The organism is Pseudoalteromonas rubra, from assembly GCF_005886805.2.
GTDB classification, from domain to species: Bacteria; Pseudomonadota; Gammaproteobacteria; order Enterobacterales; family Alteromonadaceae; genus Pseudoalteromonas; species Pseudoalteromonas rubra_D.
In genome coordinates this window covers 1,223,249-1,236,986 of the sequence record NZ_CP045429.1, presented here as the reverse complement: position 1 = coordinate 1,236,986, position 13,738 = coordinate 1,223,249, and the positions used below count along the sequence as shown (strand labels likewise).

2 protein-coding genes are annotated in these 13,738 nt (G+C 49.8%); both read right to left on the bottom strand.

What is annotated here, in order from left to right:
• Nucleotides 1-2 precede the first annotated feature (2 nt).
• On the bottom strand, nucleotides 3-1,286 hold the full coding sequence (locus CWC22_RS05250; RefSeq protein ID WP_125562016.1) for an ATP-grasp domain-containing protein: 1,284 nt from the start codon (nucleotides 1,284-1,286) through the stop codon (nucleotides 3-5).
• Nucleotides 1,287-1,398: 112 nt separating this feature from the next.
• Nucleotides 1,399-13,737 carry a non-ribosomal peptide synthetase gene (locus CWC22_RS05245; protein ID WP_138538893.1) on the bottom strand — a complete coding sequence of 4,113 codons (12,339 nt, stop codon included), beginning with the start codon at nucleotides 13,735-13,737 and terminating at the stop codon, nucleotides 1,399-1,401.
• Nucleotide 13,738: the final 1 nt, after the last annotated feature.

Below are 13,738 nucleotides of genomic sequence, written 5' to 3'. Positions count from 1 at the left end.
TTCTATTCAATTGTGATTGTTATTTTGTTATTCAGTGCTTCGATAGCCTGTTCAATATCGTCATCCAGGCCAACCTGAGCGATAAAGTAGCCGATTTCATACCCTTTGAATTTGACGTCCGGATAGACCATTTCATCCCCCACACCCCAGGTTTGCATAAACTCGCGGCAACGGGGATCTTTGATCACATTTTGTACCCCTTCGATCTTACTTATCACGCCTTTCGCTGTTGGCATCACAACACGAGATGCAGCACGGGAGTGAGCAAGCTGGGTGTAATCCGTATGTGCAAGCGGGTTATTACCCTGCACAACCTCAATCAGTGCAGCGTAACTGCTGACACCAGGCAGGGTCAGTGGGATAAGATGAGAGTTAATCATCTCACCACCCAGACGACCGCCAATTTCCAGGATCTTCAGGCCTGCTTCGGTGATCATAAAATCGACATGGAAGCCGCACCAATTTATACCTGTTTCAGCTACAGCTTGTTTCAGTTGTGCTACAATTTCTGTTTGTAGATCAACTGCTAACTTAGAGGGTACTACATTTTCATACTGCAAAGGCAGACTTGTATCAAACTTCTTATCAGCAATGGTAAATGTGATCACCTCGCCATCGGCCACAACCCCAGCTAGAGAGTGTTCACTGCCTGTCAGGCGTTGCTCCAGTAGCATGATATCTTCGTAGTAATGATACATATCACCGGCCTGCTGTTTGTTAACAGCAACCACTTCGCGGTACTTATCCAGAGCCGTTTCCAGGTCAGTGATCACACACATACCACGACTACCTGAATTACCAGCTTGTTTTAATACTGCGGGAACGCCTACTTCAGCTAATCCGCTCATGAAAGAAGCTTCATCTCTTACCACTGAAAAGCGAGGATTCAGACCCGGAAACTTCTCCAGTAAGGCACGTGTTTTACTTTTATCACGAACATTTTCAGCATGCTCAGGTGTGGTATGGGGTAATCCCAGTGCCTGTCCTAGTTTGGATGCCAGTACGACTTCGCGATCTTTCCAGACCAAAATACCGGTCACATTGAGTTTATGTGTCGCGATATAGTCGAGAATCACCGGCTCAGCTTCAGCAAAATTACCGACATTTACGTCCAGCACGTAGTCAAGACAATACGCATCGTAAGCGCGCGGGGTTGGGGTCGCCATGAGTATCTTGTAACCCTGTTGTTTTGCCGCAGCTATCTCCTGTTTTCTCTCCAGAGGGAGCTCCCGGGTATCTAAGTATAAGAGTACTTTGCTTCCATTTTGTTGGTACTTGTCTAACATTGACGTTCCTTATTGGGTTGTTTTTGTTTCACTATTTTTGCTTTTGTGGCTACCTGAGCGCCACTCTATATCCTGTCAATCGGATGTATTTACCGGATACCCCGGTGCACACTTAAATCAAAATTAACTCGTCGTCGGCGTTATCTTCCACGCCAAGGCCATCAATAACGGCTCCAAGCTGCTCAGGTGTTGAGGCAGCAAAGACATCCGCAAACGATATTTCAACTTCAAATTCCGAGTTGATACGCTTAATCACCGACACCACCAACAATGAGTTACCTCCGCAAGCAAGAAACCCACTTTGCGGCGTGATCACGTCTGAGCCGAGCAGCTCACGGTATAGCTCGCAGCACCACTTGACCGTTGCTGAATACTTAGACCAGTCTATCTCACAGACCGGACTTTCAAGCGTCTGAGCCTGTTGCTGCAATGCGTTACGATCCTGTTTGCCAGACAGCGTCTTAGGCATAGTATCTATCAGCTGAATATGCGCCGGCACCATGTATGGTGGTAAGTACTCACCTGCCCTCTGATAAGCAAGATTGAGGTCCATGAACATCCCATTTGTCACAACGAAAGACACTATCTGCTTGCCAGCGGGCAGCTCAACCACAATCGAACAGGATTCGACAATACCGTCACAACGGAGCAACACATTATCAATTTCATCTAGTTCTATGCGAAATCCATTGAGCTTAACCTGGTTATCAATACGGCCAAGGTAGGCATATTGCCCCTGGCCCATATCACGCACCAGATCGCCCGTTTTATAGCTCAGGCTGCCGTGTAAAGTGACGAATTTTTCGGCTGTCAGGTCCTCCCGGTCCCAATAACCTCGTGCCAATCCGGCACCGCTTAAATACAATTCGCCACTGAATAAAGGCGGCATCAACCGGCCTGACTGATCGGCCACAAAAGCCTGTGTGCCTGTCAGTGGCGCACCAATTAGCATAGGTTCAGACTGTTCTTTCGGTACCTGATAATAGGTAGAATAGGTGGTGTCCTCACTCGGACCATACAAGTTGACCACCCGACACTTTGGCTGCTGCTCATAGAGTGTAGTTGCCAGTTCAGGGGGCAAAGGCTCTCCAGCCAGGTTGACCACTTTCACAGTGTCACTCAGAGGCTGGTGTTTCAGCACTTCTTTGAGTACTGAAGGCACGGTATTAAGCAGAGTAATCGGCAATTCAGATGCATCATCCAGCAATTGCAGTGCGTTGTTCGCAAAGTGCAACTGCCCGCCAAGACTCCAGGTAATAAAAATCTCAAACACGGATAAGTCAAAGCAAACAGATGTACCACCGTAAACCAGAGCCAGCTCCGCCGGTGTGTAGTAAGCTTTGGCCCACTGATACAACGCCAGTACGCCGCCATGACGAACCATAACGCCTTTGGGCTTTCCGGTTGATCCTGATGTATAGATCAGATGGGAGAGATCGGACTCAGTAACACGCACTAACGTGCGCAGGGCCTGTCCAGTCGATGAGGTAAGCATGGACTGCTCAACCAGGGTAAATTGCTCAGACTGATACTGTGTCTTACTGTCACAAATCACCAACTTGGGCTGAGTATCTTGCAAAATGTATTCTGTTCGTGACTCAGGGTAGTCCGGATCCAGTGGCACATAAACTCCTCCCGCAAGCCAGATCCCCAGCAGCGTAATAGGCAGTCCAGCATGGCGTCCCATCAGCACCGCAACACGGTCGCCTTTTACAATTCCCCGATGCTGCAGGCTGGCTGCTATGCTCTGCGCCTGCTCAGCGACTTCCTGATAGGTATATCGCTCAGCCTGACATGACAATGCAAAACTACGAGGCTGCATCAGCGCCCTGGTCAGAATCACATCAGCAATGTTATGCACATAGTCAGGTGCCAGCGTATCACCTGCCATCATCCCCTGATATAAAGCTACTTCACCTAACGTCAAAGTATCTGCAGAGACAAACTGCTCAGCAACCAGGCTAATTGTATCAGCCAATGCACGTTGCATCTGTGCACTGTATGCATTAGCTCTGTATTCGAGCGTTAAGTGGGTACTGTCGGTACCTTTACGAATGCTAATCCCCAGATCAACCTTCACTTCACTATTACGCCCTGTTTCAAACGGAGGTTCTCCGCCTGCCAGGAAACTAAACATGACGCCCGGCGCCCCCTCTGGTGCAGCCTGTTGCAGTGCTCTTTGCGCCAGAACACGATCAATGGGAGCAGCCTGATGACACAGATCGTCAGTGATCTGGGATTGCCAGTTTTGTAAGTAACTGGAGAAGCTACTCTGTTCATCCCAATGAGCATAAAGTAAAACGGTGTTAGCAAAATACCCAACACTGTTGCGGTCTTCAGCAAACTGACGATTTGCAGCCGGCGTTAGCACACTGGCGTAAGTCGTCTGATTTAGACGTCCCAACACATAAGTCACAATAGCGGACCAAAAGGTAAATTCACTGATCTCCAGCCGTTGAGCCAGACGCGTCACCGCTGTGCTGAGTTCAGGGGAGAATGTAGTATCCAGATATGCAGCGGGGCGGGCGTTATCCGGCGTGCTCAGGTAGCTTACCCCGGTAAACTCTGTTAATCCTGCAAGTCTGTCTGACCAGTAATGCAACTGAGTAGCTAGCAATGCCTGGTAGTCGTCACTTTGTTGCCATTTCGCTTGCCGCATAAAGCCCGTATCCCGATGTAAAGACTCACCCTGTAGCACGCAGGAAAGCGCATTAATCAGTGGCGCAGCGGACTGTCCGTCAATCGCAATATGGTGCACATTCAAACACAACCAGCGCGTACCATTATCCACATCAACCAGCTGTATATCGGAAACACACTGGCTCAGGTCAATACGTGCACTGTTAGCTATATGCCTAAACTCCTGCCACTGTTGCTGGCTCATACGAGTATGATTCAATGCAACCTCATGACTTGGTAGTGCCGTTTGCGTAACACCGTTTGCAGATTCCGAAAGGCACAAACGCAGTGAAGGGTATGCGTCTAGCAACGCTGTGACACACGCCAAAATATGTGCCGTGCTGTATGTCGTATCCACTGGCACAAATAAAGGGACGTTATAGGCACTGTCAGGATGTTTGGCCATTGCCAGATACAGACTCTCCTGCTGGGCAGTCAATCGTAAAGCGGCACCGTCTTCAAAGTCATCGATGCCCTCCGGGTACACTGCCACAGCCTGACTCGTTAACGCCTCTAGCGCACAGGCCAAGGTGGCTACGGTGAGATTTTGCATCAGCGTAGTCAGAGGAACATCTTGCTCCAACTGCTCGCTGAGCGCCGCATGTACCTTCAACATTAGCAACGAGTTACCGCCTAATTGATAGAAGTGTGACTGTGCAAAGATCTGTTCAACACCCAGCACCTCCTTCCAGATGGATACCACGCAGCACTCTGTCGGTGTCATCTGACGATCGCTTTGCTGGGTGTTAGCCTGCCACTGAGCGTAAATGTCAGTGAGTCGTTTGCGATCCGCTTTACCGGACGCAGTTAAAGGAAGTGCGGGTAACTGGATTAGCGTGCCTGGTTGCATATAACCAGGTAGCAGATTCGCCAACGGGTGCAGCAATTGTGCCGCCCCGTCCGGCTGTACAGGCAAATTGGGGGCAACCACGAAGCTTACCAGGATCTGGCTATTCCCCTGAGTTATTGCCAGTGTCAGTGCTGACTCCACCGGCTCCAGCGTTTGTAACGCTCTATCAATGGCATCCAGCTCAATACGGTAGCCGTTCACTTTGACCTGATGATCCTTACGCCCGACAAAACGCAGCAACCCTTCGCTGTCAAAGTAACCGAAATCACCGGTTCTGTAGGCCCGACCGTCTCCTGTGGGTAGCGACAGGGTAATAAACTTATCCTGATTCAATGCTATTTCCAGATAGCCTTTAGCCAGACCGTAACCTGACGTCACTATCTCACCTACACAGCCATGAGGGAGTATCTGCCCGTGTGCATCCATAACATAAACAGCAGTCCCCTGAATGGCCTTGCCCACGGGTAATGCTTCATCTGCTGGCCAATCTCTTGGGATCCGATAACAGGTCGTGAAGGTCGTATTTTCAGTTGGTCCATAACCATTGATAATGTCAATCTGCGGGTTGACTGCATAAACTTTCTGAACATGAGCAGGCGAAACGACGTCGCCACCGACCAGCAATTGTTTAAGGTGTTTAAACACACTGGGGTCGATGTCTACCAGGGTATGAAATAGCGCAGCTGTGAGCCATGCGGTACACACGCCATTGGTTTCACTGTAGGTGTTTAATAATGCGCCATTGAGCTGCGGCTCTGTCAGCAAATGCAAGCAACCGCCATTCAGTAAAGGCCCCCAGAACTCAAGGGTGAAAGCATCAAACGTCTGAGCCGCTGCACACAACATCTGGGTGTGTGTGTTCAGCTGCATGAAGTCCGGCGCGCACACCAGTCGTGTCACCCCTTGATGCACACATTCAATTCCCTTGGGCTTGCCTGTAGTCCCGGACGAGAAGTTAATATAAATTGGGTCATTTCCGGAACGCTCTGGCAGAGGCTGCACCGCGGTGGTCTGTGCAAGCACCTCAGATATTTGATGTGCCGTAAAGGCCCCTTCCCGAGGTAAATCAACCAGACAATGGCTTATTTTTGCCAGCGTCGCTAGTTCGGACAAGCGCTCTGAGGGGTCTTCTGCCGACATAGGTACATACACGCCTCCGGCCATCACAATACCGATAATAGCAGGTACCAGACTGTTCTCACGTGCCATACAGATACCCACGCGCTCACCGGGTTTAACCTGCTGAGCAACTAAATAATGTGCCACCTGACTGCTTTGCTGCCACAGTGCTTGATAGGTCATTGACATGGTACCGGCTCTGAGGGCGATAGCCTCCGGGTGCTGTGCAACCTGCTTTGCAAAGACCGAGATCACGTCTGGGTAGTTTGCCTGAGGTACAGACTTTGGCAGCTCCCGACAATACGCATTTTCGAGTTGCGCAACGAACATGAGCTGTAACTGTTCGATAGTTGACAAGCTCAGAGTGTGATTATCAAACTCCCAGTGCATCACGAGCGTGTCATCCTGCTCCGTAACGGACACACTCAATGGGAACTTGGCACTGACACCCGATGTATCCCTTCGCGATGTGGTTAGCTGGTCTAATTCAGCTGATAGCTGTAAACCACTTTGCCAGGAAAACACCAGCTGTTGCAGAGGGTGGCTTGTTCCGGCCATCTGCAGCCCAAGTTCGGGTAAGATTGCCCGATAGTCACATGCCGGGGCATCTAAATCGCGCAGCAGAGACTGATAAAAGGGCTGTGCTGCCAGGCTGGTATCTAACCTGACTGGCACGACCGAAGCCAGATAGCCGACCACTGACTGCCATTGAGCGTCCTGACGATTGGCCAGGGGAACACTGATCACTAAATCCTGCTCACCCAGGTACCTTGCAACCGTCTGACCCCATTGTTGTAATGTATAGCTGAATAGGCTCACATCATGGGATTGAGCAGCCTCTTTCAGCAACCGGGTATGCTCAGCCGAGACAGTCACCCGATGGCGACGAGGTCCCGATGTATTTGTCCGGCCAAAGCTGTGTAACGTCACAGGGTCGTAACCTGCTAACCGACTTTGCCAGTAATGTTGATCCAAATCACCTTGTGTACTGGCATCCACATAGTCATAAAAATCAATACTCTGACTGCGGCCTATTCCCGAGTTATATGACTCAGCGACGCTTTGCCAAAGCACATCAAGCGACACGCCATCGGTGACAATATGTGGCGTATTCATCAGTAGTACATGGTGCTCGTCCGTCAGTTTTATAAGGTGCACGGTTAATAAAGGGTCCGAACTGAGATCAAACACTCTATGCTGCTCGCGGTGTAGCAAGGCAACACAGTCTGATTCTGTCCCTTGATGAAGCTCAACCTGCCAGTCAAGCTGTGGTCTGGGCACCATACAAATAGCATCGCCACGTTGTTCAAACACACTGTGCAGCGCCTGCCTGTGCAGATATTCATATTTAAATGCACTGCACAATCTGCGGGTATTCAGTGACCCTTTGAGGTCATAACACAATGGTATATTGTAATGTGCGGCCTGTTTTTGCACGTACAAAGGCCACAACTGCATCTGCCGTGCATCCAGCTGTGCAGCTGTGATATTGCGTTTAAAAATGGCTTCTTTGGTGTGGTTAAACGTCAACTTGCGAGCAGCTAGCTCATCACATAACTGCTGCAAAACGGGGTTCTGCATCACATCAATAAAGCTGACCTCAAAACCAAGTTGTTGTGATAACTGGTGAGATACTTTCAGCGCCAGAAGAGACGTCCCTCCCAGCTGCATAAAGTGATCGTAAAGCGTGACATCGACGCAACCCAGAATATCACACCAAACCTGGGCAACAGTGGCTTGCAGTGCAGAAAACCCGGTATGACTTGTCTGAGTTCGTGTTGTCAGCCATTGCTGATAAATACGCTTCAGCGCACGACGGTCCGCTTTACCATTGGCCGTCACAGGCAAGGCCGGTATAGCCAATATGGCATTTGGCAGCATGTAAGATGGCAAAGCAGTACTGATGTCTGATTTATACTCATTGACAAGCCGCGCGACCTCATCTGCATCGAAGCACATAGTCTCTGCGTCCAGAACCAGGAAACTAATCAACTGCTGTTGAGTTTGCTGCTTATATGCGATTGTCTGTGCCTGCTGGACTCCTCGTTGCTCAGCCAGCACTCGATCAATGGCATCCAGCTCCACCCGGAATCCATTCACTTTAAGCTGGCCATCGCGGCGTCCCATAAAGTGCACGTCTCCCTGAACATCAATAAAGCCCAGGTCGCCGGTTTTGTAGATACGAGTGCGTATACCCTGCTCTTCAAGGTAAGCGAATCGCCCGGTATTTTGGGCGCTATCCAGATAGCCCGTTGCCAGCCCTAGTCCCGCAGCGGCAATTTCCCCCACACAACCGTCCGGCAAACGCATTCCCCGATTATTGAGTACATACACTGCCCCCCCCTGAATAGGCTGCCCTACAGGCAAGCTTGCTTGTTGTGGCCAGTCTCTGGGAATGTGAAAACAACAAGTGAAGGTAGTATTTTCCGTTGGGCCATAACCATTGATAATGCTTAGCTCACTATGTTCACGGTAAGCACGCTGAACATGCGCAGGAGACACAACATCCCCACCAACCAGGAGCGTCTTAAGGCCTTTAAATGCACTCACGTCAATGTCTACCAAGGTGTTAAATAAGGCCGAAGTCAGCCAGGCTGTATTAACACCCAATGTCTGGATTTGGTAGCTCAACTCAGCATTGTCGATCTGTCCAGCCTGACGAAAACTGACCTGACCACCGTTGAGTAGCGGCCCCCAGAATTCCAAAGTAAAAGCATCAAAGGCCAGTGGTGCTGAACACAGCATGGTAGTAGCGGCATCTAAACGCATAAAGTTCGGCTGATCCACCAGACGTAATACTCCCTGATGACAGCATTCAATGCCTTTGGGTTCGCCCGTAGTGCCAGATGAAAAGTTTATGTATAACGGCGCAGGACCATCAAGTTGAGCAACTAACACAGGCTGAGCCGACGGCTCAAGTAAGGCTGAGATAGGGTGATTGTGAATGATATGCACAATTGGTTGTTCGGCGTGAATATGATGTGTTATCTCACACAGCTCAATTAGGCTCACTAACCGCTCATCAGGATCTGACATATCCAATGGCACGTAAACAGCACCCGCTTTCACAATCCCCAGCAAGGCAATCGCCTGTTCAAGTCCGTGGGCAAGGGTGATCCCTACCCGGGTGCCAGCAGTAACGCCCGCGGCCTGCAAATGAGCACATACGTTATTCGACAGCTCATCCAGCTGTGTGTAAGTCAGTGTTTGTGTGCCCTGCCTGAGGGCAATGGCATTGGCGTTTTCAGCAGCGACCGTTGCAAAACGGCGATTCAGGTCTGCTTTCAGTGGTTCATCAAACGATACATCCAGTGCTTTAACATGAGATGTCTCCAGCAGGTTGGCCTTAAACAACTCATCCAATAGCTCGATAGTCTGCACGGAAATACGTGTCGTATCAAACTCCCACCTCAGCGCAGTCTCATCACCATTTTGGCACGCCGTAAGTGATACCGGGAACTTAGCACGAGATAGCATCACCTCCTGTTTGGACACTGTCGTATCAGTGAATGCGTCCAGCGATAACAAGCTCTCCTGCCACGAAAATACGACCTCCTGAAGCGGATTGTGCCCCTCTGTAACCGCTAAAGCCAGGTCAGACACCAGCTGATTAATATCCACATCAGTGTGATCAAACAAACTTGTTAAGTCTTGTTTTAGCTGAGTAAAACGCTGATCCCGAGTTAAATTGCCACACCGCATCCGGATCGGCAACATAGTGACCATAAAACCGAGGACTTCAGCAAACTGGGCGTCAAGGCGATTGGCAAAAGGCGTACTAATAACAACATCGTCTTTGCCCGTATACTGAGCAATACTCTGACCAAACACGCTCAGGGCAGCACAAAATACAGAGCATTCGTACTGCTCTGCAAGTTTTCGCAATGCCTCAGTCTGTTGTGCGGATAAAGTCGAGTGAACAACGTATTGCCCAGTCTGTTGTGGCACTGAGACACTATGCAGGCTAAACGGTTCATAACCCTGTAATACATCGCGCCACACAGCATTGTCTGCACGAGTGACCCGTTGGGCAAGATACGCTTTGAAGCCAGACTGAGGTGCCGGCTTATCCAGCCCTTCGTAACGAGCCACAATATCCGCCCATAATTTGTTCATCGACCAGCCATCACTCACAATGTGCGGCATATTAAGTAACACGGTATGCGTATTTGTGTCTTGCTTTAGAATTTTTGCGACAAACAAGGGATCAGTGCATAACCCAAACACCCGCTGACACTCCAGCGTAATGTGCTCCTGTTGTGTCTCAGGTGTCACCCTGATGGTCTGGGCACACCACTCAGAAGTGGAGTGGCTGGCAAACCATACTTGCTCGCCATCTTGCACAAACCTGCCGTGGAGCGCATCGTGCTGCTCATAAACATCTTTTAGTACCTGCTCCAGCCTGGCCGTGTCCAACGGACCATCTACGGCGATGGCAAATACAATGTTGTAATCCGGACTCAGTGTCGGATCCTGGTAGATTGGCCAAAGCCCCTGCTGTTGCGCCGACAAGGCAACGCCACGGTTAACCTCATCTATGGACTCATTGAACCTAGGTTGCTCCGGCTGCCTCGCTTGCAACAGCTTCGCCATATCCATTAATAACGGTGCTGTCAGCAACCGAGAAAACGCAATACTGTGCCCCAGCTTCTGCTCGATCCGATTTTTTACTTTCAGTGCCAGAATAGAATTACCACCGAGTTTAAAAAAGTGCGCTCTAGGATGTAAGGCAACGTCTCCCAGCTCTGCACGCCACATATCGGCCAGTTCAGACTGCGCCGGCGTAAGGCTGACAGGCTCGGCATTTTGGCGCACGGTATGGGCATAATAATGCTGCTCCAGGGCACGTTTATCGACCTTACCATTTGAGGTGACAGGCAAGGTATCCATGCCCAGAATACTGTTCGGTGTCAGATGAGGAGGAAGCTGTGCAGAAACAGCCGACAATAGCGTATCTTCGTCCATATCGACACTCTGGCCAGAGACAAAACTGACTAAAAATCCCGTACCATTTGCTTTAATAACCAAGGTTTCAACAGTGTGCGTTCCGGTCAGTTGGGCGACACAGTGATTGACAGCCTCCAATTCAACTCGTTGGCCGTTCACTTTAACCTGTTGATCGCGTCGCCCCAGAAATTGCAGAGTATGTTGCGCATCAAAGTAGCCCAAGTCACCGGTACGATAAGCCCGTACTGTGTCTCCGGCAATGTTTAACTCGATAAACTTGCCTGCGTTTAACGCGTTGTCCAGGTAGCCAAGTGCCAACCCAGCACCAGTTGTCACTATTTCACCCGTAAAACCTGGCGGCAGGATCTGACCTTGCGGATCACAAATCACAACCTGAGTACCATTTAGCGGCCTGCCAATCGGCAATTTACTCCCTGCCGCAACACTTCTGGGGATCAAAAAGCAACTGGTCATCGTGGTATTTTCGGTCGGCCCATAGGCATTTATAACCTGAATATTTTCATTGCTGGCATACAAAGAGGCTACGTGTCCGGCACTGACGACATCCCCTCCCACCAGGAGTTGAGTTATCCCCTCAAATGCCCCAACATCAATATCGACTAATGTATTAAACAATGCTGAGGTCAGTAAGGCAGTATTGACCTGAGTCTCGGCTGCCAGTTGGCGTAAACCCTGCGTGTCTAAGGTGCCGTTTTCTTTCAGAACCAGAGTGCCCCCATTGAGCAGCCCACCCCAAAGCTCAAACGTAAATGCATCGAAAGCAATACTGGAAGTACAGAGCATGATAGTGTCGCTGCTCAGTGACATATAATTGGGGTTCAGCACCATCCGGGTAATGCCCTGATGCGGGCATACAATGCCTTTTGGCTCCCCAGTGGTTCCCGATGAAAAATTGATGTAGGCCGCAGCGGTAGGCGCAATGAGAGGATCAGTGTAATCGACGGCACCGGCTGCGATTATCTCCGACACCGACGCGAGCGTAATGTCGGTATAATCCTGCTGTGCACTGAAGCACATATCACAGTGTGCCATGCGCATCATCTTTAAGTTTTGCTCAGGCGTGTTCCTCAGCGATAAGGGGACGTATACACATCCCGCTTTGATGATACCCAGTACGGCAATGATTAGTTCCAAGTCGTGAGGTAAGGCCACAGCTATCGGCGCCCCAAGACCGTATCCCTGTGCTTGAAGGTAAGCAGCAATGGCACTACTGTGTTTATCTAACTCAATATAACTGAGTGAGCGTAATTCATGTCGCACAGCTGTTTTATCACCATATTGTGCGACAACCTGACTGAACTGTTCTGGCAGTGTGACGGTCACCCCAGGGTCTGCTGGAATGGCTGTCTGATCTAGAAAACTCAGTGCACCGTTTTGCGCTACCAGCTGCTCAAAACGAGATTGCAGCACCTGAATGGTTGATTTTGATAATAACTGGGTATCAAACTCCCAGTCCATCTGATACTGCTCACCCACTTTGTACATGGTTAGGGCAATCGGGAACTTACTCGCAGCCCGACTGTCATTACGCCGAGATACGTTAACGGCAGCGAAATCGTCAGCTTCCAGTAAACCAGACTTCCAGGAAAAAACGGCTTGCTGAAGAGGATGAATACCTCCCTGACTGGCTAGTCCCAGTTGCTCACTGAGTGCAGCTAAATCAAACTCTGCGCAGGCCATTGCCTGCTTTATGGCTTTATCCTGTTCGTCCACATGCTGCCATATCGATTGAGACGCGGTGCGAAAACGCAATGGCAACATTGCCACAAATTGACCAATCGTTGCTCTTGTCTGGCGCTGTGTTCTGTTAGCGTAAGGGGTACTTATTACCACCTCTTGCTCACCAACATACTGTGCCAGAGTGTGAGCAAAAACATGAATTGCAGCAGTGAATACTGACACTTTGTGCTCACTGGCCATCGTCTCCAGCTGAGAGCTCAGTTTGTTACCTAAGGCCAGTTGACAGTTAAACGCGTTGTCCCTGGCAGGCTCCGCAAAGGAGTGCAATGCAAAAGGCTGATACCCACTCAGGTACTGCTGCCAGAATGCGTTGTCTTCGACTTTTTGAGTTGCCAGATAAGCAAAGTAATCTGATTGTTCAGGGCCAGGCCTATAATTATTTTCATACCTTTGGATGAACTCACGCCAAAGCAGGTTCATAGCAACACCATCCATTATGATATGGGGTGCATTGAGCTGAACCAGCACTTTCTCGGATCCAGAGCGGACAATCTGGACACGAAACAAAGGGCCTGAAAACAGATCAAAAATATGGGCCATCTCAGTTGAAATGTACTCAGCAAAATCATCCTCAGATGCTTCAACCTCAGTCACACACCAGTTCGGGTCAACGGCCGTAGACATAACCACGTCATTGTGCTGATAGCGAAATACGCTGTGCAGCACATCATGTGCCAGATAAATATCACGAAATACCGCTTTGAGTTTGTCCAGATCCACCCTTCCTGACAACTCTAGTACCAAAGGTACATTGTATGCGGGCGTTTTATCCGGGTCCTGATAGATGGGCCAGAAAGAATACTGACTGGCAGAAATTGGGACATCTCCCTGTGCATGCTCAGGTGACTGAAAAGGTGCCAACGGTGCATTCTCTTCGAGCGCTTGCCAAATGGCCATTGGCGTCTCATATTCAAACACCAGATTATCTGGAACATACAAAGCACACTCATCTTCGAGTCGTTCGACTAGCGTGATCACATCAACAGAGTCGGCACCGGCTTCAAAAAAGTTCTCTTGCCAGCCCAGAGGCTGCCCAAGCACCTGCACAAAAAAAGACAAAAAATGCGCCTGAGCTTCATTAAGTTGTGTTGTCATG

Coding starts and splice junctions, on each gene's coding strand:
- CWC22_RS05250 (WP_125562016.1), bottom strand. CDS start 1,286: ATGTTAGACAAGTACCAACAAAATGGAAGCAAAGTACTCTTATACTTA.
- CWC22_RS05245 (WP_138538893.1), bottom strand. CDS start 13,737: ATGACAACACAACTTAATGAAGCTCAGGCGCATTTTTTGTCTTTTTTT.